The following is a 22,971-nucleotide window of genomic DNA, read 5'->3' on the forward strand; positions in this document are numbered from 1 at the left end:
CAGGTGTGAGGGAACCCTCCCTATCGACCGAGGGTCAGACCGCGCAGGACCTTTGAGAGTTGACATGTCGAAAACACTCTCAGTAGTTGGCCTATCCCCCTTGATGGGTTTGACCACCCTTTCCTTGGCGGCTACAACCACCGCTTCAATGAATGTCAATGGGGAGCTGGATGGTGGGTGTCAGCGGGTAGATGTGGTGCCGAGTCCCCCTAGCCAACCCGTCTATGGGGTACCCCCTCCTCAAAGCAACCAGTGTATGGGGTACCGCTAGGAGAGGTCAGTGTTCCGCCAGCCTGGCCGCGATCGCGCCATCATCTTTACCTCCGAGAGACCCCCTCCTTTAGGGAGGGGAGGGATAGGAGCGATAGTCTGTGACTGCCAAGTATAGTTGTGCTACTCACAGAATAATCGCTATAATTTAAACCATGCAAAAGGCTTTCAGTTACCGCTTCTACCCAACGACCGAGCAGGAATCCCTGCTTCGGAAAACATTGGGCTGTGTTCGGTTGGTTTATAATCGAGCGCTGGCAGCGAGAACAGAAGCCTGGTATGAACGAAAAGAGAGACTTGACTATGTTCAAACCTCTGCCTTGCTTACTCAGTGGAAGAAGCAAGATGACCTTCAGTTTTTGAATGAGGTTAGCTGTGTTCCCTTGCAGCAGGCATTGAGACATCTGCAATCTGCTTTCACTAACTTTTTTGCAGGTCGGGCAAAATATCCCAACTTCAAAAAGAAACGCAATGGCGGTAGCGCAGAATTCACCAAGTCTGCTTTTAGGTGGAAAGACGGAAAAGTATTCTTGGCAAAGTGCAACGAACCGCTGAATATTCCCTGGTCGAGACGGCTTCCAGATGGTGTTGAACCATCCACGGTGACCATCAGGCTTAACCCTGCTGGACAGTGGTACATCAGTCTGAGGTTTGATGACCCCAGAGAGTTGACACTGCAGCCCGTCGACCCGTCGGTTGGTTTGGACGTAGGGATGAGCAGTCTCATTACCCTGAGTACAGGGGAAAAGATTGCCAACCCCAAGCACTTTAACCGCTACTACAAACGACTCCGTAAGGCGCAGCGGTCTTTGAGTCGCAAACAAAAAGGCTCTCGCAATTGGGATAAGGCGCGGTTGAAAGTTGCCAAGATTCACCAGAAAATCTCTGATTCCAGAAAAGACCATTTGCACCAGTTGACGACTCGATTGATACGTGAAAACCAAACGATCATAATCGAGTCGTTGGCTGTGAAGAATATGGTCAAGAACCGTCAGCTTGCCCGATCCATCAGTGATGCTGGATGGGGCGAACTGGTACGGCAATTGGAATACAAAGCCCAGTGGTATGGTCGGACACTGGTGAAGATTGACCGATGGTTTCCCAGTTCTAAACGCTGTGGACAGTGTGGTCACATTGTTGAGTGGTTGCCATTGAGTGTCCGAGAATGGGACTGTCCTAAGTGTGGGGCGCACCATGACCGGGATATAAATGCCGCTGGGAATATTTTGGCCGTGGGACACACGGTTACAGTCTGTGGAGCGGGTGTAAGACCTGATAGGCATACGTCTGGAGGGCAACTGCGAAGAAACAGAAAGTCTCAAAAGTGATTTTGGGAATCCCCCTGCTTTAGCGGGGGGAGGATGTCAACGCAAAAAGCCCCATCGCAATCAACCGCAATGAGTGATCCCCACCAATCCGAGGGGGTACTGATGAGGTTTTCAGCATTTCAGCTAGAATCGCCACCCCTTCTGCTAAGATGGATTTGCATATCGGTATTCCGACCGGCTTATCGTAGATTGATAGTAGAATGGCGACTTGGCAGCGTTTTAGGGTTTGGTTGATCTTGTTCTTACTAGCGGTAGGCCTCACTGGTCTCACCGCTTCCTGTCAATTTCAGGCTCCTCTGCCCGATGGTCGCCCTGCTCAAGTGAATCTAACCCTTTCTGGCTTCTCGGTTACCAAAAAGGCGCACGAGGCGATTATGCCCCTGTTTGCTGCCCAATGGGAACAGGAACATCAACAAAAAGTGCGCTTTCGGACGAGTTATGGTGCCTCTGGCAGTCAGTCACGGGCAGTCATTGATGGCCTAGAGGCTGATATTGTCCACTTGTCCCTTGGCTTAGATGTGGATCGCATTGTCAAGGCAGGGTTAATTGATCCCGATTGGACTAGCCGAGCCCCCAACAACAGCATTGTCACCACTTCCGTTTGTGCCCTGATCACCCGTGAGGGCAACCCCAAAAATCTGCAAACATGGCAGGACCTTACCCGTGAGGGGGTCACATTTGTCACTGCCGACCCTAAAACCTCTGGTGCGGCTCGCTGGAACTTCCTGGCACTATGGGGATCGATCACCCAAACCGGGGGAACCTTTGATCAGGCTCGCCAGTTTGTCACTGCCGCTTTTCGCCATGTCGCTGCCTTACCCCGCGATGGCCGTGAAGCCACCGATGCTTTTTTGAAACAGGGACAGGGGGATGCCTTAATCAACTATGAAAATGAAGTGATCTTGGCACGTCGCCAGGGGCAAACCCTCTCCTATGAAATTCCCCCTGTGAATATCCTGATTGAAAACCCGATCGCCCTTGTGGATAAATATGCCGATCAACATGGCACGCGGGAGGTGGCCCAGGCGTATATTGACTTTCTCTATACTCCCCAAGCCCAAGAGATCTTTGCCCAGTATGGTTTTCGACCCGTGGATGCGACCGTCCTTGCTGCCCATCGTCAGGTGTTTCCACCGGTACCCAACCTCTTTACTGTGGCCGATTTAGGGGGCTGGGAGAAAGTGCAGGCCCAATTTTTTGCCAATGGTGCCCTGTTTGATCAAATTCAGCAGGAGAATCAAGCCTGATGAGCGCTCCTCACCCTGTTTCCGCGGCCCTCTCTCCTCAGAAACCGCACTGGCAGTTCCCTTGGGTCTGGAGAATCACCGTCTTTTACTTGCTGGTGATGCTGGCTGTACCCATTGCTGCCCTCCTCAGCCGCGCCAGCAGTGCCGGGCCGCTGCATTTTTGGCAGGTGGCAACGCGGGCGATCGCCCTGTCGGCCTATGAAGTTACGTTTGTCACTGCTCTTATTGCAGCGCTGATCAATGGCGTCTTTGGTACCCTGATTGCTTGGGTGCTGGTGCGCTACTCCTTTCCGGGGAAGCGCTTCTTTGATGCCGTAGTGGATCTGCCCTTTGCCCTGCCGACGGCGGTGGCCGGTCTTACCCTAGCAACGGTATATAGCGAAAATGGTTGGCTGGGTCGCTTACTGGCCCCCTTAGGCATCAGAATTGCCTTTACCCGCTGGGGGGTGGCGGTGGCGATGCTCTTTATTTCCTTACCCTTTGTCATTCGCACGGTTCAGCCGGTCCTCACGGAAATGGAAAAGGATGTGGAGGAGGCTGCATGGTCACTGGGGGCCACCCATGGGCAGACCTTTTGGCGAGTCATTTTGCCGCCTTTGCTGCCCGCTATTCTCACGGGGGTTGCCCTAGGCTTCTCACGGGCCGTAGGGGAATTTGGCTCAATTGTGATTATTTCGTCCAACACCCCCTTTCGAGACTTGATTGCCGCGGTGCTCGTCTTTCAGAGCTTAGAGCAGTATGACTATGAGGCGGCAACCATTATTGGTACGGTGATGCTCTTGGTCTCCTTAGGGATTTTATTTCTGATTAATCTGCTGCAAACATGGGGGCGACGCTATGCGGAGCGCTAAACCCTCTCCCACTCAAGAAAAGCCGTGGTTACACGTCCTTTTGATTGTTGTTGCCCTCGGCTACTTGACCCTTGTGCTCCTGATTCCAGTGGCCAATGTGCTTTTCCAAGCCTTTCACAGGGGAGTCATGCCTTTTCTGGAAAATTTGCTGGCGCCAGATTTTCTCCATGCCCTGTGGCTGACGTTTGCCCTGGCCTTGGTGGTGGTGCCCCTAAACACAGTCTTTGGTCTCTGTGCCGCTTGGGCGATCGCCCGCCATCGTTTTCCAGGCCGTACCCTCTTACTCAGCATAATTGACTTACCTTTTTCCATTTCCCCCGTGGTTGCCGGACTGATGCTGGTACTGGTCTATGGCCGCAATGGCTGGTTCGGGGGCTGGTTGCAAGCGCTGGATATTCGCGTTATGTTCTCCTTTCCAGGGATGGTGCTGGCAACAGCCTTTGTCAGTTTGCCCTTTGTAGTGCGAGAAGTCATCCCTGTGCTGGAGGAAATCGGCACCGAGCAGGAGGAGGCCGCAAAAACCCTTGGCGCCAATGAGTGGCAAACTTTTTGGCGGGTCACTTTACCCAATATTCGCTGGGGGCTGCTCTATGGGGTCCTGTTGACCAATGCGCGGGCAATGGGGGAGTTTGGTGCTGTGGCAGTGGTCTCTGGCAATGTGGCTGGTTTGACCCAAACCCTGCCCCTCTTTGTCGAAGACGCCTATAAAAACTACAACACCGAGTCAGCCTATGCCGCAGCAGTTATTCTGGCACTCTTGGCCCTGGTCACGCTGGTGGTGAAGGAAATTTTGGAGCGCAAAACAGGGATCAAGCCCAATCCTTAGGAAGTGCCCAAAACTCGCAAAATCGAGGGCACAGCTTCAATATCTGCCATCTGGGCAATCTCAGCCATCGCTTGGCGAAACTCGCCCTCGCGCACGTGGTGGGTGACGATCACAATTTCTGCCAGCTCATTGTGGCTGCCAATTTGGACAAGGGATTCCAAGCTGACATTGTGGTTGCCAAAGCACGTGCCCAGTTTCCCCAGTACCCCCGGATGATCCTGGGCATGGACACGGGCATAGAAGCGACTATCCACCTCTGCCATAGGCAACAGGGGGACAAACTCCTCATGCTGGCAGGTGAGCAAAGGATGCGTCGCCCGTCCTTGGGGTAGCAGGGCCGCAATATTAATTAAATCGGCCACGACGGCACTAGCGGTGGCACCGGCACCGGCACCCGGACCATAGAACATCACTTGTCCTAAAGGTTCTGCCTCTAGGAGAATGGCATTATAGACGCCATTGACACCCGCCAGGGGATGATCGAGGGGCACGAGGGTGGGATGAACGCGCACCTCCAGGGGCTGACCGCTGAGTTGGCGGGCGATCGCCAGCAGTTTAATGCGAAACCCCAGTTTTTCGGCGTAGGCAATATCCACCGCTGTGATCCCACCAATGCCCTCCGCATACACTTCCTCGCGGCGAATCCGTCCTCCAAAGGCAAGGCTGGCCAAAATGGCAATTTTATCCGCTGCATCCCAACCTTCAATGTCGGCACTGGGATCAGCTTCAGCATAGCCTAGGCGCTGGGCATCGGCAAGGATGGGAGCAAAATCCCCCTGCTCCTGCTGCATGCGGGTCAAAATATAGTTGGTAGTACCGTTGAGAATGCCGCTGATACTGTGGATACGATTGGCCCCTAGGCTCTGTCTCAGGGCTTGAATCACGGGAATGCCACCGGCTACGGCAGCTTCGAGCATGACATAGACCCCTTGGGCATTGGCAGCATCAAAAATTTCGGCACCATGACGGGCAATAACGGCCTTGTTGGCGGTAACAATGTGCTTGCCATAGGCAATGGCTTTGAGGATGAGCGATCGCGCCGGTTCAATACCGCCGAGGACCTCCACCACAATGTCAATGGCTGGGTTAGTGACAATGCTTTCCAAATCCGTTGTCAAAAGCTGCCGATCAAGGGCAACGGCGCGGGGCTTATGGGGATCCCGTACGCCCACTTGAGCGATCGCCAGTTCCTTGAGCAGCGGATGGCGCCCCACTGGATCCGCCAAAATTTGCGCCACACCGCCACCGACAGTGCCCAACCCTAGTAAACCAATGTGATACATCAGACCCGTCCTATTGCACTGTTCCTATTATCGGTTGCCTCGTCCTAGTCACACACATGGCGAACGTAGGGTTCCTCCTCAGGCAAAAAGGGTTCAAAACTAGCCATTTGGGTAGCAATCAGATCAGGGGTCGCCTCGGCAATATCCCCTTGGCGAGCGCTCAAGCGACGGTGCAGCTCCTCCGGGGGGGCACTACAGAAATGAATCTCTAGGGGGACATGCAGTTTCTTGGCTAAGGCAATCACTGGTTGGCGCAGCGCCACGCGATCGTATTTCGCATCCAAAATCACCGTTTGTCCCTGAGGCAGCAACAATTCCGCATAGGCTAAGAGTTGGTCATAGGTTTTTTCGGTCATGGCATCGGAATAGAGATCCACCTCAGGAAAATCCGTACTGCGGCGATCTAGGGGTAAGTGGGCCAAGTGTTTGCGCACTGCATCGGAGCGAATTTGAATGGCTTGCTCCGCCTGGGCGAGTCGCCGTCCCCGGGTACTTTTGCCTGCTCCCGACAGGCCGCACATCATATAGAGCTTTGCTTGACGGGGTTGGGTATAGCGATAGGCAGCCCCATAGTAGGCCGCAGCAGTGGCTTGGATCTGTGCCTTTTCGGCCCCGCTAATGGCGGGATCATTGAGGGCTAAGGCGTTGACATTGCCCCGAATATAGGCCCTCACGCACAGGTACAGCGGCAAGAGCACAGCCCCCTCATAGTCACCACTCCATTCCAAGTAGGTGTTGAGGAAAAGATTGGCCAAGTCGCCACGCCTGCGAAACTCCAAATCCATCAGCAAAAAAGCGGCGTCATAGATGCCATCAATGTTGCGAAATTCTTCGTTGAACTCAATACAGTCAAAGATTTGTACTTTGCCGTTGTAAAGACAGATATTATTGAGGTGCAGGTCCCCGTGGCACTCGCGGATTTTGCCCCCTGCCTGCCGCCGCACAAACCACTCTTGACGACGACTCAAAAAGTCATCGGTAAAGGCTTGAATTGCCGCGTACTGCTCGGGGGATTGACACCGACCGACAAACTGGGCAGCCAAGGCGTGGCAGTTGTTAATCACTTGGGCGATCGCCCGCGGCGAGCCAAATTCACTAATGCGCGGACTCGTGGCAGCACAGCGGTGGAAGTGGGCTAGTTCTTTGCCAAGGGATTCAATCAGGTGGGGGGTGACTTGGTTGGCCGCAAAGAGGTGCGAAAACAGTTGCGACTGATCAAATTGCCGCATTTGCACAGCATACTCAATCACCTCAGCCCCCGCCGGTAAGTCTTGGGGATGCGCCACACAATAGCGATCGCCCACCGCCACAATGGGCACCACCGCCAAGTAGAGATCCGGCGCCAAGCGGCGATTAAGCCGCAACTCCTCCTGACAGTAAAACAGCCGCCTTTCCAGGGTCGTAAAGTTCAAAAAACCAAAGTCCGCCGGCTTTTTCACCTTATAGGCATAGTCCCCCGTCAGAAACACATAGGAAATATGCGTTTGCAGCAATTGAATGGGCGTGGTGACCGCATGGGGGTAGGCCGCAGGGGTTAATAGGGCTTCAACAAAGGCAGGCAAGGACATGGGTATTGTGGCTAACCTCGCGAACAATCATACACCAGCGTCTATCCCCTAGGGCGTAATTGACGTTTGCGCCTCTCCCTTAGAGGATGGGGATACGACCCTCCCCTGGTGTATGGAATGATGGTGCGTCGCTCTGTAACCTTACCCCAACTCCAAGCAAAAAAAGCGCTGGGAGAACCCATTACCATGCTCACGGCTTGGGATTATCTGTGGGCACGCCTGTTGGATGCGGCCGGGGTGGATGTGATCCTTGTGGGGGATTCCCTGGGGATGGTTGCCCTTGGATATCCAACCACATTGCCTGTGACCCTTGACCAGATGATTCACCATGCCCAAGCGGTGCGCCGAGGCGTTAGCCATAGTTTCCTTGTGTGTGATCTGCCCTTTTTGAGCTACCAAGAAAGCCCTGAACAGGCTCTGAGATCGGCGGGGCGCTTAATCAAAGAGGCAGAAGTGCAAGCCGTGAAAATGGAAGGTGCCTCCCCTGTGGTCCAGGCAGCAACGCGGCGCTTAGTGGAGGCTGGAATTCCAGTGCTGGGTCATGTGGGTCTATTGCCCCAACGGGTACATCAGTTGGGAGGATGGCGACAACAGGGGAATACTCCCCAAGACGCAGCAGCGATTCTAGCGGGTGCCCTTGCCCTTGCTGAAGCAGGTGTCTTTGCGGTGATTTTGGAGCATATTCCTGCGGCCTTAGCGCAGCAGATTACCGCCCAGTTGAAGATTCCCACAATTGGAATTGGCGCAGGCCCCCACTGTGATGGTCAGGTACTGGTGACAGCAGATGTTTTGGGCTTGAGTCCCCAGGTGCCCCCCTTTGCTAAGGTGTATGCCGACTTGGGAACACAGGCGATCGCCGCCATTGAAAATTACTGCCAAGCCGTCAAATCGCGGCAATTTCCCTGACTTAGATCGGCCAATGGCCACGGGGATTGAAACTACGGAGCGATCGCAATTTTTCGTAGAGTTCTTTTTCTTGGGCGCTCAGGGATTTGGGGGGCACAATTTGCACCTTGGCAAGGAGATCGCCAGCAATGCCGCCACTACTGCGCCAGCCCTTGCCCCGTAACCGGAGCGATTGCCCGGATCGCGTTCCCGCAGGCACATTCAAAACCACATTCCCCGAGGGTGTCGGCACCGTCACTTGCGCCCCCAAAGCCGCTTCATCGGGAGTGATGGGCAAATCAATCACCAGTTGATCATCCTCAAAGCGGAAGAGGGGATGGGGCGCCACCTGTACCGTGAGATATAGATCTCCCCGCTGTTGAGTGTAGGGGTTATATTGACCTTTGCCCCGCAGCCGCAACTTCGTCCCCGGCTTAATGCCAGCGGGAATCGTCACGGTCACCTGCTCATTACCAATGGCAAATGATTTTTGGCAGCCCTGAAAGGCCTCTTGAAAGCTAATTTGCATCTCCGCTTCGACATCGGCACTGCCAAATCCAGAGGTATCAAAGCCAACGGTGCTCCAAGAGCGGGTACGCCCTGTGCCTGTGGCAAATCGTCCTAGCAATTCATTGATAAAGTCTTCAAAGTTGGCAAACTGACTAAAATCAGCGCCAAAGTCGCCCACATTGACATTAAAGCCACCCGCCTCCGCTGCACTGGCCTGTTGCCAGTACTGACCAAATTGATCGTATTTGCGTCGTTTTTGCGGATCTGAAAGAACTTCGTGGGCTTCGTTAATTTCCTTAAAACGAGCTTCTGCCTCTTTATCCCCCGGATTTAAGTCCGGGTGATATTTGCGAGCAAGACGGCGAAAGGCCTGCCGAATTTCAGCCTCCGTGGCATTTTTGCTGACCCCGAGGATTTGGTAGTAATCTTTGAAGTCGGTACGCGCCATAGGAACATTCGCCTCTACGTAATCAAAAGATGAAGATTGAGTGTCAGGGCTGGCAGCAAATTAGGGCAAAAAGCTCAGTGCTATTATAGTTGAATCCCTTTATACCGTCTTGGCATGGCGACGTTTCTTCGTCCAGAACTGAGCAACTTCCGCGCCTACTCCACCCCCACCAGCGACTCCCTACCGCTAGAACTGGACTACCTCGATACCAATGAGTTTCCGTGGGACTTGCCCACTGCCCTTAAGGAGGTCTTAGCTCAGCAGTACGTCAGCACCCTCGCCAGTCATCGCTATCCCGATAGTCACCACTGGCCCCTGCGGCAGGCGATCGCCCGCTACGTCAGTGAACAGAGCCCAACTGAAATTTCCCCACACCAAATTGCGGTTGGCAACGGCTCCGATGAGCTGATTCGCTCCATACTGCTGGCCACGGCGATTGGCGGCTACGGTTCTATCCTAGTGGCAGAACCGACATTTTCCATATACGGGATCCTCGCCCAAACCCTAGGGATTCCCGTCCATCGGGCAACCCGTGATCCTGACACGTTTGCAGTGGAAATTGCCGCCGCCAATACCCTCATTGCCCAAGCGGCTCCACCGGTGCGCGTTCTCTTTATGCTGCAACCCAACTCACCGACGGGAAACCCCCTAACTGCAGCCGAGGTGGACTGGCTACGGCAGCTTCCTGAGGATATTTTAGTGGTGATTGATGAGGCCTATTTTGAGTTTTCCGGCAAGACACTGGTGGGGGACTTGGCAGCTCATCCTAACTGGTTGATTCTGCGGACCTTTTCTAAGGCCTTTCGACTGGCGGCGCATCGGGTGGGCTATGCCATTGGCAATGCAGAGGTGATTGCGGTTTTAGAAAAGGTTCGTCTGCCCTATAACCTACCTACGTTTTCTCAAGTGGCGGCGCAAGTGGTCCTTGACCATCGTCAGGCGCTGCTCGCAGAAATTCCCACGGTGCTAGCGCAGCGGGATCGGCTCTATAAATGGTTGCAGTCATGCCCCCAACTGCACGTGTGGCCGAGTGTGGCCAATTTCCTCTTTTTCCGTTTGCGGGAACCCCAACACACCCCGTCCCTGTGGGATGCCTTGAGGGATCAGGGCACCCTGGTGCGGGCGATCGCCGGCGGCATTCGGGTGACAATTGGCACACCTGCGCAGATGGAGCGCTTTTGGCAACGGCTGCAAGCCTCTTTGAACCAACAGAAGTCAACCGACAACTAATCCGACAACCGGCCATTGGGAAGAACTGTGGCCCGCAGGGTTGCCGTGGCCAAGGAAGTGTGGGTGAGTTTAGCACCTCGCAGATTGGCTCGACTAAGATTCGCCTGGCGCAGTTGCACATCTGTGAGTTCAGCATGGATCAGCCGAACCTCAATCAGCTTGGCAGCCGTCAAATCGACATTGATCAGTGTGGCATTGCTGAAATCCGAACCACTGAGATCGGCCCCTGCTAAATTCACGTCTTCTAGGGTGATACCGCGCAAATCAAGCCGCCGAAAGTCACGCCGCCCCCTGGCATAGTCCGCCAGCATCTGATCAGCTCTACTTTGATTAATAATGGCTGGGGCGTAGCGACTGAGAAAACCATGTTTATCAAAGGCGTCTGAAGATTGCCCCGAAGAAGCAGACATCACTAAAGTTAGGAGCAGGATTCGGATGATTTTTTTACTATAGCTTAAGTCTACGGCAGTGACGGTTTTTTGGACTCGGGGCCAAAGAATCTGAAGAAAGTGGCATACTGCTATAGGTAAGGAACCAATAGGGAGATAAGCTGTGGGACTGTTTGATCGCGTCAGCCGGGTGGTTCGCAGTTGGCTCAATGCGCTGGTGGGTGCTGCCGAAGATCCCGAAAAAATTCTCGAGCAGACCCTGATCGAAATGCAGGACAATCTGGTAACACTGCGGCAAGCTGTTGCCCAAGCGATCGCCTCCCAAAAGCGGTTAGAGCAACAGTTCAACCAAAATCAACAGCAGGCGGCTGAGTGGGAACGCCGGGCCAAAATTGCCCTGCAGCATGGCGATGAGCAACTGGCGCTGGAGGCCTTGAGTCGCAAAAAAACAGCCCTCAATGCAGCCATGGCTCTCAAGGGGCAGCTGGAGCAGTCTGTGACTCAAGTGGAAGCTCTCAAAAAACAAATGCAACAGCTTGAAAGCAAGATTGCTGAAGCGAGAACCCGCAAAGAAATGCTAGTGGCACGGGCACGGGCAGCCAAGGCCTCAGAGCAACTGCAACAAACCTTTAGCAGTCTGAATATCAACGCCCCCATGGCCGCCTTTGAGCGCATGGAAGAACGGGTTCAGGAACTGGAGGCTCGCTCCCAAGCGGTGGCTGAACTCAATAGCGATACCCTCGAAGCCAAATTTGCTGCCCTAGAAGCGGGCAGTGTGGAGGAGGACTTAGCGCGGCTGAAGGCAGAGTTAGCCAACCCACAACTGTCCCCCAGTAGCACCCCTGCCTACGATCCAGAGTTGGAAGCCCTGCGGCGGCAACTGGAGAAAAACTAACGATTTTCCATGGATTTGCTGCGATCGCTCCCCCTCGGGCTATACCTTGAACAACCCATCACTTGGCTGCACCGCCTTGATCCACGGGTCAAATTGGCATGGTTGATGACGTTTCTGTTGGCACCTATCTTAGCGGATGTCCCTTGGCGGTTGGGGCTAGTGGTCAGTTTAATTCTCCTGACGCTCCTAGGGGGAATTCCTGCACGGGTATGGCGGCGGCAACTGCTGTGGCTCCTCCTGCTGGGTAGTTTAATTCTGGTGATCACAGCGTTGATGCCCGATGGGATGGCTGTAACCTATCAACCCCGTCGTCCCTTGGCAGCCACGGTTCCACCCACGAGTTACCGCTATATCCTGTGGCAATTTCACACCCAAGTGGGTCAGTTTCCCATTCAGCTGCAAGTCTCCCAGCGATCGCTGGATTTAGGCATCCGCCTGAGTACGCTCCTGTTTACACTCCTCTACAGTACACATTTGTTTTTGCTCACCACTGCTCCTGAGGAAGTGACCGCTGGCTTAGAAAATCTCATGCAGCCCCTGAAACGCTTTAAGCTGCCGGTGGCCGAAATTGCCCTGACTTTGACCCTTTCACTGCGGTTTATTCCCTTGGTCTTGGAAGAAGTGCAAAACCTGAGCCGCTCGGTGCGGACTCGTGCCATTAATTGGCGACTCGTGGGCATTAAGGGCAGTATCCAGCTATGGCTCACCTTGGCGGTACGGCTGTTGGAAAATTTGCTCCTGCGGGCAGAGCAGGTGGCCTGTGCCATGCAAGTGCGGGGCTTTCAAGAACCGGGAACCTACGATAATCCGTGGCACCATCTGCGATTGCAGCGGCGAGATTGGTTGGCCTTGGGGGGTATGGGGCTATTTTGGTTAATTCGCCTGGGTTGGTTGGGGGTTGAGCACTCGTGATGGGCCCCTGTGAGCCGTGGCTTTGGCGTTCTCTGCCCCTGGGTGGGCGCACGGGTCGCGTGATTTTTCAACAGTTGTTTTTGAGGGAGCCGATTGCTGTCCTACTGGAAAGTCCAGCCCAAGCCCCCACACCCCAAGCTCGCTACTCCATTTGTGCGGGGTCACCGCGGCGCGATCGCCAGTGGGTGTTATCCCTCGGTGAAGTGCTGCCAACATTACAAACATTTCCCCAGGGAAGCACTGTGCCTGAAGCAGTCAGCCATCTGCCCTTTGCAGGCGGGTGGTTGGGATGGCTGGGGTACGAATTGGCATGGGAAATTGAAGCGCTACCCCCGCCCAAACCCGATCCGCTTCCTTTTCCAGTGGCCTTTTGGTATGAGCCTCAAGCCTTTGCTGTCTTGGATCATCAGGCGGATTGCCTGTATCTGGCGGCGTCGAGCGCGAGTCAACTGGCGGCGCTGCAACAAACTCTTGAAGAGCCTTCCCCTGAGCAGTCCCTCTTATTCCCCGATCGCCCCGGCAGGATTGAGCTAGCGGCGGGCTGGCAGCCCCATACCTACCAAGCAGCCGTTGAGCACATTCTCCGCCATATCCGCGCTGGCGATATTTTTCAGGCCAATCTGTCGGCGCGCTTTTGCCATGATGGCGGCGTTGATCCGTGGCAACAATATCTGCGGCTACAGCAGATTAACCCCTCTCCCTTTGCCAGCTTTTGGCAGACCCCTTGGGGCTACATTGTCAGTTGTTCACCGGAACGCTTGGTGCAGGTTCAGGGCGATTGGGTGCAAACACGACCCATTGCCGGTACCCGTCCCCGTGGCCAAACCCCTGCGGCCGATCGCGCCTATGCCGAGGAACTCCGTAGCAATATCAAGGAACAGGCAGAACACATTATGCTTGTGGATTTGGAGCGCAACGACTTGGGGCGGATCTGCCAATGGGGCACTGTGGTGGTGGATGAACTCCTAAGTTTGGAGTACTACAGCCATGTGATGCACCTCGTGAGCAATGTGCGCGGCAAGTTGCAGCCGGGGAGATCCCCCGTGGATGTCATCCGTGCTCTCTTTCCGGGTGGCACCATCACTGGCTGTCCCAAGGTGCGCTGCATGGAGATTTTGGCAGGTCTTGAGCCCTTTCCCCGCAATTTGTTCTACGGTTCCTGTGGCTACTGGGATCAGCGAGGGCATCTGGACTTGAATATCCTCATCCGTACCCTCTTGGTGGGGCGCGATCGCCAGACAACTTGGGGACAAGTCGGTGCCGGTATTGTGGCCGACAGCGCTCCAGAGCGGGAATGGCACGAATCCCTGAGCAAAGCCCAAGCCCTACTCCTTGCCCTCGGAACACCAACGCCCATTGCCACCCATTCCTAAACTCCCGCCCTCAGGGTCTGCCACTCAATGACCACAGCAGCAGGAACAGCAATCTCAATCCCCTGCTCCTCTAGGGGCGGACGCAGAACCAAGGGTTCACTCCTCGGCAGTTGCCAGGCGAGGGGCAACAGATCAAACTGTCCTACATTGGCAACGGTGTCTGCCTTGGGAAAGTCATCCGCGGCGGTGAGGGTTTGACCGCTGGAGGTGATTAACACCAAGGGATCGGGATGGCGAAAATGGTACTGCTCTGGAAAGCCCACCAAGCGCAACTGCAACTGGTCAGGACGAGAAAAAAGAATCACCTGCCACGTAAAGCCACGATTATCCCGCAGCGGATGCCGCGACTGCACCACCACTTGATTGGGAGCCTCTTCAATGGTGCGAATCATGGCATGGCTCCTGGGGGACACCGCCAGCCACAGGGGAATGACTAACAGGAGCAAAAGTAAACAACGTTGCCAACGGGCCATGGGAGCACCTCCTTAGGGTGAGGTTTGCAGGGCCTGCTGAATTTGGGGAATCGTGACAGCGTACATGCCCCGCAGATCGCCAACACGGAAGCCATAGGCGCGATCGCTGGGATATTTTTCCTGAATAAAGGCGGGACGGCGATTTTTAGCCCCATGGCAGGCAAGACAACTGGCTTGGACATCAATGCGACGGAAGTAGTGCACCCCTTCCTTATCGGTTTGCCAAAAGGCTTGCAGGTGGTGGTTGTTATCAAACTGATTGAGGGCTTGCACATCCAGTGCAGTGCGCGGGGCATGGTTGGGGTTGCGGTACTTGAGTGCCACCTGACGCACTTGCCAGCCATTGGCAGCGGCAATTTCCTTGGCTTGCTTGCCCACGGGGGCACAGACGGCCTTAAAGGTGTCAAGGGTCGGTTCGCTAGTCCCCCCTTCTAGGGTAGAGGCAAGGCCAATGCGCATTTGATCCAACTGTTCAATGGCCGTAACCACTTTCCCCAGTTCCTCAGGATTCGCACTGGCCAAGGGGGCTGGGGAACCCTGAATCCATAGGGATGCCATCAAGAGAGCCATGAGAAAGATGCGCACCATAGAAATGACCTCTCTATTAAATTTATTTTGTCAATGTTTGTCTGTCAAACTTTCATGATAGGTTGCTGCTCTGGAAACACCGTGGGTTGCAGGGGACGCACAAGGGAAAGACCAAAGAATAGCCGCAGTCCCCACTGTTCAAACCAAGGGACACCCAATCCCCACCGCATTTTCAGTAGGAAGTAGCGTTCAAAGGCAGCCTTCACCCAACTGACCCACAATCCTTGAAGGGCGCAGGCCAAGCGGCGGTTCTCCCCAGGGGGTTCAGGAATGACCGGAGCGGCAATATAGGCAATACCGGTATTGCCAAAGTCAGCAAAACATAGGGCATCCAGTGTCGGTACCACAGGGTCAGCCACTAATTCCCCAAGGGCAACGGCAATGTTGTGGCTCGCAGCGATCGCCATCTCCTCGGTCATTTGACCAGTTTTGGGCACTCCCACAGGCACAGGGGTCACTTCTAAAGGTGGAAGGTGAACACTGATGCCCACCCCATAGATTTCAGGATAGTTGGGATGCTGTAGGGTCGGTAGCAAGGGTAAAAACCCCTTCTCATTGCCAAGGCCAGAGGCGCGCACAAAGGGCACTCCGCGAAAAGGCGGCAAAATCATGCTGTAGCCAAAGGGAATCACCGGTCTATCCCGCAGTAGGATTCGATGCGGCTCAATGGCAGTGATCTCCGCATTGGTGATTGTTTCAATCCCCCGTTTCTCTATCAGGTTGCGGGTGAGTTGATCGCTGTTGGCCAAGCCGCCAATCCCCAAGTGGCCAACGTAGGGTTCAGGGGTAATGAAGGTGATCTTGACGCGATCGCGCAACCCATGATGCCGCAGGGCGTGCTCTGCCAAAAAGAGAAATTCATAGGCAGGCCCAAAGCAACTGGCGCCGGGAGCAGCACCCACAACTAAGTCCCTTGGCTCTTTGAGGAATTCTTGCCATGCTCGCTGGGCGGCAACTGCGTGGGCGGGAGTACACACGGAATGGCTGTGGATACCAAGGCCGGGAATGAGATCAACAGCGAGTTCTGCCCCTGTGGCAATCACCAAATAGTCGTAGTCAAGGGCTTGTTCAGGCAAGTAAATTTTCTTTTCCTGAGGAGCCAGCCGCTGAACCTTGCCTTGCACCCACCTCAACCCATGGCGCCGGCTCACTGTCTCGAGGGGCACTTGCAGCCGTTCGAGGGAATTGTGTCCGAGGGCAACCGCTACTAGTCCGGGAATAAATGTAAAGCGATCCACATCAGAAACCAAGATCACTTCATGGCGATCGCCTAAACGATGTTTCAATTCGTAGGCTGTGGGCAATCCACCAATGCCCGCGCCAAGGACAACTACCCGTGCCATGACTGTATCTCTGCAAATTTATTTAATTAACTATATACTAGTGCAAGAATATGAAATTGGCCACAGCCGTCTGTGCAAAGGAAAACCCCAGAGTTGCGCTGCAGTCATCTTGTGGCCTTGTTGCGGCAGCCATTGGGACTATACTGGAAAAAACATGAGCGGTTGGAAGCCCACAGATGAATAGTTGCGTCCTCTTTGCGGAAGTCATCCAAGGCCCAGAACTACGCTACACCCAAGAAAATCAGATGGCGGTGGCGACAATGGTAGTGCAGTTTGCTAGCCTTCGCAGTGAAGAACCACCCATGAGCTTGCGAACAGTTGCTTGGGGTAACTTAGGACAAAAAATGCATGCAGAGTGCAAGGTGGGCGATCGCCTGATTTTAGAAGGTCGGCTAAAAATGGACACCATTGACCGCCCCGAGGGCTTCAAAGAAAAACGCGCCGAGCTAGTGGTGAGCCGTTTTTACACAGTTGACGGCAACATTGTGGATCACCCTGCCCAGCCCGCCGCCACCGTACCCGTGACACCTAGGGTGGCCCCCCCACCCCCCGAATTCGAGGATATTAGCTTGGACGAAGTGCCCTTCTAAGTTTCCAGCCGCAGGGTTACCACTTCCCATGGCTTTAGGGTCATTGCGTTTCCACCGTCTGTGGGCATCTCGAGAAGGGTTTGTCGCGCTTTGATCTGCCATGGGATGAGGGTTGAGTGCAGTTCCAAGGGGCCCCCTTCCCCAGCCACGTCTGCCACGCGCAATTGCCAGCCTTCTCCATCTTCTGCTTCCTTGAGAGCAAGGCATTGAATGCCGGCCTCCGACCAATGGAGCAGATGGGCGTAGGCGGGTAAGGCTCCTGGAGAGGGGTCAAACGGCTTCGTTGCCCCGTGACCGATCGCGCTCCTGAGGGGATGATGAAACTGAGCCGCCCATTGGGGGACAGCCGCCGCCTGCCATGAGCCACTGTGGGGAAACACGCCATAGCTGAAGCAGTGCTGACAGCGATCGCTGGTCGGATCTGGCCATGTGGGCGATCGCAAGAGGGTCAAGCGCAGTTGATTGGCTTGGGCATCAAGGCCGTGCTTGCAGTCGCTGAAAAGACTCACCCCATACTCTGGCGTACTCAAATCTACCCAAGTGAGAAAGGGCACCTCCCATTTTGTTTGTTCATGGGGACTGAGGTGGGGATTAGGGAGTGTCGGGCGCACCGTAACGCCGCCGGGAGTTTCACAGGTGATCTGCTCAGCACTGATTGCCAAGGGAAAAGCCGCCTTCAGGAGAATATGTTCCTCCTGCCAGTCAATGACCGTATCAATGCGCAGCCAGGGGGTTTGATACTGCAACACATATTCCTGCTGAATCCACGAGGACTGAAAGCGCCACCTTACCCGTAGGCGTTGCTCCAGTTGATGCCACGTCACCCATTCAATGGACTCTAGGATCGCGCCCGCTAGTCGATGCCGCCCATAGTTGGGATCAATGTTCCAGGCATCCCAGTATTGCCCCTGATCACGGAAAAATTGCAGTTGATTGCCGCGATCGCCCAAACAGGGACGATGATTCAACTTGTCGTAGAGGTTCGTGATTTCCCCCGTTGCCGGATCAATCTCAACGTGGAGATAGTTATTTTCCAAGACATAGCCTAAGGGGGGGGTGGGTAAGGTCTCAGGGCGCGATCGCGGGCAGAGCCACAGCAGTGTGTAGCCAATTCCCGGCACCTCAGGGGTAGAAAACGTCAGACACCCTTGGGGCGCATTCAACTGTGCTGGTAAATCGTAGTTGCCCCGTGGACAATACACCCGCCACGAGGGGATCTCCTGCGGTAGCTGTGCCAAATCGATGTGGACAACCCCGGCGCGATCGCCCACCCCACTATTGAAAATAACCACAGGAATGGCCCCTGCCACGGGGGGGGTGCCGTAGTCTATCGACGCACACAGAGCGGTTTGGGCCGCAGCCAGTAACGTTTCTGTGGTTTTCAGAAGCTGCTGCCATGTCGGATTGACCTCAGCATAGACCTCAGGAATTGAGGAGCCGGGGAGAATGTCGTGGAACTGGTTAAAGAGCAGTTGTTGCCAACTGGTTTTGAGTTCTTCCCTGGGGTAGGCAAAAGAAGTCGTAATTGCGGCGAGGGCACACCAGCGCTCTGCTTCTTGTAGTTGCCGTTGGGCGCGATCGTGGGCAGCCTTTTGATCGCCATGACTGGTGTAGCAACCGCGGTGGAATTCTAAATACAGTTCCCCTTGCCACTGCGGGGTCGGCGGTGTTTCTTGGCTCAACTGTGCCAAATACTCTCGCACGGTGGTCCATTGCCACTGCGGTCCAATGCCGCCGAGGCGTTGCCAGCGTCGCACCCGTTCCAACATTTCTGCCGTTGGCCCACCACCATGATTGCCAACACCGGGGAGCCAGAGGCTGCGCTGCGATCCCGTTTGTTGCCACCACTGTTGGGCGTAGGTAGCCATTTTCACCGGATCAATCCCCTCGCCAATGGGTGCTGACATCAGGGCATGGATCTCAGCCCCTGCCACATCCCGCCAGACAAACCAACCGTAGGGAAAGCGGGTGGTGTCATTCCAGCGCAATTTTTGGGTGACAAAGTAGCGAATTCCCCCTTGGGCCAAGAAACTGGGCAAGCGTTCCGGAAAGCCAAAGGTATCGGGTAACCAAGCAATGGGGCTCATTTCACCAAAGACCTGCTGCACGTACTGCTGCCCATAGAGAATTTGACGGGCAATGGACTCAGCATGAATGAGATTTAGCTCCGGTTCCACCCAAAGACCCGCGGCCACATCCCACCAACCGGCGGCAACGGCGGCCTGAATTTGCCCAAAGAGTTCTGGGGCATGGGTTTGTAAATGGGCATACAAAGCTGGGGTGGAGTGGGTAAAGGTCAGCTCAGGGTAGCGTTTCTTGAGCCCCAAGACGGATTGAAAAGTGGACTGTGCCACTTGCCATGTTTCTGCGATGGGCCACAGCCAAGCCAAGTCTAAATGGGCATGGCCACATAGATGGATGGTGAACTCCCGTAAAGGGGTGGCGATCGCCAGCATGCTGTCATGCATCTGCGCCAGCAACGAATCTAAGATGGGGCGCTGCCCTTGACTGTTTAAAACCTCCTGAAGCAGCAATTCAAGGGGTTCTAGGTTGAGGGTTTCAGCAAAAATCTCCAAAATGTTCAACTCAGCGGCAACAAAGGCGGGGTCAACTCCCGTGGGCGATTCAAACCGCAGGCAGGATTTCACCAAAGCACCGTCATCGTGGCCGGGACTGATGAGATGCAACATCACCTCCCAGGTTTGGCCGGGGGTTACGGCTTCCCCTAGGCAAAGGCTCACCGAATGATCAAATAAATCCCCTTGGTGAACCGCCTGGCCATTGACATACACCGTTGCCTGATCCGCCCACCACCTCAGATCAAGGCGTAGAGTTAAACCCGCTACGCTATAGCCCTGAACCATCGCCGGTACACTGAGCCGCTGCCCCAACCACAGGGAGTGCCGACCCTTGGGCCACGTCAGATGACCTTTAGCATTCACACCATAGGGGGTCGTCCCTACATCCTTGAGGGAGGGTGAGGTGAGAGGAAACCACTGGGAATGAATCTCAATGACTGCCAATGAACGTAAATAGTCACGAGATTTCTTGATTAATTCTGTCAAGACCATAAAAATTCGTTAATTTGCCGGCGATCGGTCGAGGCCAATTGCTATGCTGGAGATGGGAGGAGCCGTTGTCATTCATTGAACCAAACTGTCAATAAAAAATTTTATTTAAGGGGAGTGACCTCATGGTAACCCGATTTGAGCCGCGGCGGGGCTTTTTGATCTCCTCAGTCTGTGGGATACTGACCACCCTCGCGATCGCCCCAGTGATGCTTGCCCAATCCCAAGGACCCCCTGCCCCCGATCAACCTGTAGAAACTGTTGTCGCGGATCCCCTCCAGAGTTCCTTCCCGCTCCCTTGGAAATGGATTGAGGACGGCCACGCTGCCGCCGTAAAAGCCAAGAAATCCCTCCGCTTCACGCAGCAGACGCCCCAGTATTTCTCTCCCGATGGCCGCTATGGGGCACAGGCCACCCTCTACTTTAGGGCTGAGCCCGAGGCGCAACGGCAGCAACTGGTGAGCGTTCTTGAAATTCGCGATCGCCAGAGTGGTCGCCGGCAGCGGATTGCAAGTCTCAAGGAAATGCCGCCGGAATTTTTGGCAGAGGTGCCCCAAGGCCAAGGTCTGATTGCGGTGCTGGTTCCTGTCGGTTGGTCAGCAACGGGCGATCGTCTTTTGGTGCGACAGGTCGCTGGGCTTTTTGCCACGGATTTAATAAGTGACAGTGCGTGGATTTGGCAGGCGGGGGTGGGTCATGTGGCCACAGTTTATCCCACTGCTGAGGAATACGACTTTGCCACCCTCCTCGGCTGGAGCACAACGGATCCCCAACGGGTGCTCTTTCAAACCCAAACGATGGGGAATCCCAAAGTGACGATTTGGGCGGTAGATACCCAAGGCAGCACCCAATTGGCCCAGGGCGATCGCCCCCGTGTCTATGGCACCACCCTACCCGCCACTGCGAATGCCCAGCCTCAGCCCTAGGGCAATTCAGAGATAGAGGGAAATGGTATCCAAAATTCCAAGGGCTGCAAGGGGAAGCCCTTACCTCAATTGGCTCAGATAGCGATCGATGAAGCCAATCATCACCGCCGGGCACTCCAGCTGGGGCGTTAGGCCCACCCCTGGAATCACATCAAAGGCACGAATCGCCTCCCGGTTTAACTGGGCCAAGCGTTGACCGACACTCAGAGGCGGAAGTTTTGCCTGCTCTCCCCAAACGATATAGGTCGGTACCGTCAAATGGGGCAAGAAGCGACTGAGGTCGCAGCAGAGATCACCCCTCACAAAAGCCAGTGCCGCCAATTCTGCCCCCGGCGACTGTGCCACTTGGGTATAGGTGGCAACCATTTCGGGGCTGATGCGGCTAGGTCGGGCAAACTGTTGATGAGCCATAAAGGATTGCACACTCAGGGGATTGGCGACACCAAGGCGATAAAAGGCTATATCCACATAGGGCTGGCGGGCAATCTGGGCAAGGGGAGTTTGGCGGTAATCTTGACCAAAATCACTCAAACCCGTGGGGCAGGTGAGAATGAGGCCACGGAAGCGTTGGGGATGGGCGATCGCCCCCTGGATGGCAAAGGCTGCCGTCAGTGAAGACGTGATCACCACCGCTGGTTCTGCCGTCAATTGGCCAAGGCACTCCAGCAAGTGATCCCCATAGGCCGCCACCGTATAGGGTTGATCGCGATGCTCAGAAGCTCCCCAACCGGGCAAATCCAAAGCAAAAAGGGAATACTCGGCTGCAAAGGCGGGATAAACCGCCGACCACTCATAGCGGCTCGAGCCACCGCCAAAGCCATGCCAAAAAAATAGGGGCGGCCGGGCATGGTTCGCCGTGCTGACATCATTCGTTACGTAGGCTACCTCACCCATCGCCGTTGTGAGGGTGCGCGATCGCAGGCAATCAAACATGGGGATTTCCTAAAGAGAAGAAACCTGCTATGATAATAAATCGCGCTGAATTAAACGGGTAGCAACGGGCTGCCCCGCCCCAGTGGAGTGCCGCCGTGAGCAAGAGTACCGAAGGCGAAAAGCCCAGTCGTGGCTTTAATCTAACTGAGTTTTTCCGCGAAACCAAGGAAGAACTCAATAAAGTGGTGTGGCCCGATCGCCAGCGCCTGATTGGCGAATCTGCGGCAGTCATTCTCATTGTTTCCCTTTCCGCTGCTGTCATCTACCTAGTGGATGAACTCTTTCGTTGGCTGGCCACACTGATTTTTTAGACAGCCAAAGATTTCTACGAGTACGCGCCTATGGTGAGTGAATTTACTGATCATGCCGATCTGGACGATCCCCTTGACGATACCGTTGAAGTGTCGGAAGGGGAGCAAGCGGGTAAGGTCAAACGGTTTTGGTATGCCGTGCAAGTAGCCTCTGGCTGCGAAAAAAAAGTGAAAAGCACCATCGAGCAGCGGCTCCATACGCTGGATGTGGCCGATCGCATCTTTCGCATTGAAATTCCCCAAACCCCCGTCATCAAAATCAAAAAAGATGGCTCGCGGCAAACCATTGAGGAAAAAGTTTTTCCCGGTTATGTGCTCGTCCAAGTGCGGGCACAGCAATCTCCCGAAACCGGCGAATGGCAAATTGATGATGAAGCTTGGCAGGTGATTAAAAACACCCCCAATGTGATTAACTTTGTCGGTGCTGAGCAGCGCCGCAGTACAGGCCGGGGACGCGGTCATGTCAAGCCTATGCCCCTGAGTCCAGCCGAAGTGGAGCGTATCTTCCGCAAAGCCCAAGAACAAGAACCGGTTCACCGCATTGATCTCAACAGTGGTGATAAGATCAAAGTTCTCAATGGTCCCTTTAAGGACTTTGAGGGCGAGGTAATTGAAGTCAGTGCTGAGCGCAGCAAACTGAAAGCATTACTCTCGATTTTTGGCCGCGAAACGCCGGTCGAACTCGAAGTCACTCAAGTGGAAAAAGTAGATTAGGACGCTAACT

Annotated in this window: 23 protein-coding genes; 14 read left to right on the plus strand and 9 right to left on the minus strand. The window is 54.7% G+C overall.

Going from position 1 to position 22,971, the window contains the following annotated elements; all coding sequences use genetic code 11:
- The first annotated feature begins 64 nt into the window (after nucleotides 1-64).
- From TLL_RS01380 to cysW, 5 genes are all read left to right on the plus strand, one after another.
- On the plus strand, nucleotides 65-271 hold the full coding sequence (locus TLL_RS01380) for a hypothetical protein (RefSeq protein ID WP_011056127.1): 207 nt from the start codon (nucleotides 65-67) through the stop codon (nucleotides 269-271).
- A gap of 154 nt (nucleotides 272-425) precedes the next feature.
- On the plus strand, nucleotides 426-1,598 hold the full coding sequence (locus tag TLL_RS01385) for an RNA-guided endonuclease InsQ/TnpB family protein (RefSeq protein ID WP_011056128.1): 1,173 nt from the start codon (nucleotides 426-428) through the stop codon (nucleotides 1,596-1,598).
- A 200-nt stretch (nucleotides 1,599-1,798) separates the two neighbouring features.
- Nucleotides 1,799-2,845, plus strand: coding sequence for a sulfate ABC transporter substrate-binding protein (locus TLL_RS01390; protein ID WP_011056129.1), 1,047 nt, complete (start codon nucleotides 1,799-1,801; stop codon nucleotides 2,843-2,845).
- Nucleotides 2,845-3,696 carry a sulfate ABC transporter permease subunit CysT gene (gene cysT, locus TLL_RS01395; protein ID WP_011056130.1) on the plus strand — a complete coding sequence of 284 codons (852 nt, stop codon included), beginning with the start codon at nucleotides 2,845-2,847 and terminating at the stop codon, nucleotides 3,694-3,696. The genes TLL_RS01390 and cysT overlap by 1 nt, the downstream gene beginning before the upstream one ends.
- Nucleotides 3,683-4,522, plus strand: coding sequence for a sulfate ABC transporter permease subunit CysW (cysW, locus tag TLL_RS01400; protein WP_011056131.1), 840 nt, complete (start codon nucleotides 3,683-3,685; stop codon nucleotides 4,520-4,522). Before cysT ends, cysW begins: the two co-directional genes overlap by 14 nt.
- Here the strand turns inward: cysW and TLL_RS01405 are convergent.
- Nucleotides 4,519-5,805, minus strand: a complete 1,287-nt coding sequence (locus TLL_RS01405; RefSeq protein WP_011056132.1) for a homoserine dehydrogenase — start codon at nucleotides 5,803-5,805, stop codon at nucleotides 4,519-4,521. The genes cysW and TLL_RS01405 overlap by 4 nt on opposite strands.
- A 44-nt stretch (nucleotides 5,806-5,849) precedes the next feature.
- Complete coding sequence (locus tag TLL_RS01410; protein ID WP_011056133.1) at nucleotides 5,850-7,373, minus strand: AAA family ATPase; 1,524 nt, start codon at nucleotides 7,371-7,373, stop codon at nucleotides 5,850-5,852.
- A 117-nt stretch (nucleotides 7,374-7,490) separates the two neighbouring features.
- On the opposite strand from TLL_RS01410, the gene panB reads away from it, so the two are divergent.
- Nucleotides 7,491-8,279, plus strand: a complete 789-nt coding sequence (gene panB, locus TLL_RS01415) for a 3-methyl-2-oxobutanoate hydroxymethyltransferase (RefSeq protein ID WP_315862513.1) — start codon at nucleotides 7,491-7,493, stop codon at nucleotides 8,277-8,279.
- Between the two features lies 1 nt (nucleotide 8,280).
- Here panB and TLL_RS01420 read toward each other — a convergent pair whose 3' ends face one another.
- A complete protein-coding gene (locus TLL_RS01420) occupies nucleotides 8,281-9,216 on the minus strand; it encodes a DnaJ C-terminal domain-containing protein (RefSeq protein ID WP_011056135.1) in 936 nt (311 codons plus the stop codon).
- Between the two features lie 114 nt (nucleotides 9,217-9,330).
- Between TLL_RS01420 and TLL_RS01425 the strand changes: the two genes are divergently transcribed.
- Nucleotides 9,331-10,446 carry a histidinol-phosphate transaminase gene (locus TLL_RS01425; protein WP_011056136.1) on the plus strand — a complete coding sequence of 372 codons (1,116 nt, stop codon included), beginning with the start codon at nucleotides 9,331-9,333 and terminating at the stop codon, nucleotides 10,444-10,446.
- On the opposite strand, the gene TLL_RS01430 is transcribed toward TLL_RS01425, so the two are convergent.
- Nucleotides 10,443-10,856: a pentapeptide repeat-containing protein gene (locus TLL_RS01430; RefSeq protein WP_164920667.1), complete on the minus strand. Its 414-nt coding sequence runs from the start codon at nucleotides 10,854-10,856 to the stop codon at nucleotides 10,443-10,445. The two genes, TLL_RS01425 and TLL_RS01430, sit on opposite strands and share 4 nt — an antisense overlap.
- 142 nt (nucleotides 10,857-10,998) lie before the next feature.
- Here TLL_RS01430 and TLL_RS01435 point away from each other — a divergent pair, with 142 nt between their 5' ends.
- Genes TLL_RS01435 through TLL_RS01445 form a run of 3 tightly spaced genes read left to right on the plus strand, consistent with a single transcriptional unit; the run spans nucleotide 10,999 to nucleotide 14,015 of the window.
- Nucleotides 10,999-11,730 carry a PspA/IM30 family protein gene (locus TLL_RS01435; protein ID WP_011056138.1) on the plus strand — a complete coding sequence of 244 codons (732 nt, stop codon included), beginning with the start codon at nucleotides 10,999-11,001 and terminating at the stop codon, nucleotides 11,728-11,730.
- Nucleotides 11,731-11,739: 9 nt separating this feature from the next.
- Nucleotides 11,740-12,642 (plus strand): energy-coupling factor transporter transmembrane component T family protein, encoded by a 903-nt coding sequence (locus TLL_RS01440; protein ID WP_011056139.1) that lies wholly within the window; start codon nucleotides 11,740-11,742, stop codon nucleotides 12,640-12,642.
- Nucleotides 12,642-14,015, plus strand: a complete 1,374-nt coding sequence (locus tag TLL_RS01445; RefSeq protein WP_164920668.1) for an anthranilate synthase component I — start codon at nucleotides 12,642-12,644, stop codon at nucleotides 14,013-14,015. The genes TLL_RS01440 and TLL_RS01445 overlap by 1 nt, the downstream gene beginning before the upstream one ends.
- On the opposite strand, the gene TLL_RS01450 is transcribed toward TLL_RS01445, so the two are convergent.
- Genes TLL_RS01450 through TLL_RS01460 form a run of 3 tightly spaced genes read right to left on the minus strand, consistent with a single transcriptional unit; the run spans nucleotide 14,012 to nucleotide 16,419 of the window.
- Nucleotides 14,012-14,488 carry a DUF3122 domain-containing protein gene (locus TLL_RS01450; RefSeq protein WP_011056141.1) on the minus strand — a complete coding sequence of 159 codons (477 nt, stop codon included), beginning with the start codon at nucleotides 14,486-14,488 and terminating at the stop codon, nucleotides 14,012-14,014. The two genes, TLL_RS01445 and TLL_RS01450, sit on opposite strands and share 4 nt — an antisense overlap.
- Nucleotides 14,489-14,500: 12 nt before the next feature.
- Nucleotides 14,501-15,076 (minus strand): Tll0287-like domain-containing protein, encoded by a 576-nt coding sequence (locus TLL_RS01455; RefSeq protein WP_011056142.1) that lies wholly within the window; start codon nucleotides 15,074-15,076, stop codon nucleotides 14,501-14,503.
- 44 nt (nucleotides 15,077-15,120) lie between these two features.
- Nucleotides 15,121-16,419, minus strand: coding sequence for an NAD(P)/FAD-dependent oxidoreductase (locus tag TLL_RS01460; protein ID WP_011056143.1), 1,299 nt, complete (start codon nucleotides 16,417-16,419; stop codon nucleotides 15,121-15,123).
- Nucleotides 16,420-16,595: 176 nt separating this feature from the next.
- Between TLL_RS01460 and TLL_RS01465 the strand changes: the two genes are divergently transcribed.
- Entirely contained in the window at nucleotides 16,596-17,009 is a 414-nt protein-coding gene (locus tag TLL_RS01465; RefSeq protein ID WP_011056144.1) for a single-stranded DNA-binding protein, read from the plus strand.
- On the opposite strand, the gene TLL_RS01470 is transcribed toward TLL_RS01465, so the two are convergent.
- Nucleotides 17,006-20,080 carry an alpha-mannosidase gene (locus tag TLL_RS01470; protein WP_011056145.1) on the minus strand — a complete coding sequence of 1,025 codons (3,075 nt, stop codon included), beginning with the start codon at nucleotides 20,078-20,080 and terminating at the stop codon, nucleotides 17,006-17,008. The two genes, TLL_RS01465 and TLL_RS01470, sit on opposite strands and share 4 nt — an antisense overlap.
- Nucleotides 20,081-20,202: 122 nt before the next feature.
- Between TLL_RS01470 and TLL_RS01475 the strand changes: the two genes are divergently transcribed.
- Nucleotides 20,203-21,003 carry a hypothetical protein gene (locus TLL_RS01475; RefSeq protein ID WP_011056146.1) on the plus strand — a complete coding sequence of 267 codons (801 nt, stop codon included), beginning with the start codon at nucleotides 20,203-20,205 and terminating at the stop codon, nucleotides 21,001-21,003.
- A 60-nt stretch (nucleotides 21,004-21,063) separates the two neighbouring features.
- Here the strand turns inward: TLL_RS01475 and TLL_RS01480 are convergent, their stop codons facing one another.
- Entirely contained in the window at nucleotides 21,064-21,936 is an 873-nt protein-coding gene (locus TLL_RS01480; RefSeq protein ID WP_011056147.1) for an alpha/beta fold hydrolase, read from the minus strand.
- Between the two features lie 95 nt (nucleotides 21,937-22,031).
- On the opposite strand from TLL_RS01480, the gene secE reads away from it, so the two are divergent.
- Both secE and nusG read left to right on the plus strand, forming a co-directional pair.
- Complete coding sequence (secE, locus tag TLL_RS01485) at nucleotides 22,032-22,247, plus strand: preprotein translocase subunit SecE (protein ID WP_011056148.1); 216 nt, start codon at nucleotides 22,032-22,034, stop codon at nucleotides 22,245-22,247.
- Between the two features lie 30 nt (nucleotides 22,248-22,277).
- Nucleotides 22,278-22,961 (plus strand): transcription termination/antitermination protein NusG, encoded by a 684-nt coding sequence (gene nusG / locus TLL_RS01490; protein ID WP_011056149.1) that lies wholly within the window; start codon nucleotides 22,278-22,280, stop codon nucleotides 22,959-22,961.
- Nucleotides 22,962-22,971: the final 10 nt, after the last annotated feature.

Origin of the sequence: Thermosynechococcus vestitus BP-1, assembly GCF_000011345.1 — a bacterium.
GTDB lineage: Bacteria > Cyanobacteriota > Cyanobacteriia > Thermosynechococcales > Thermosynechococcaceae > Thermosynechococcus > Thermosynechococcus vestitus.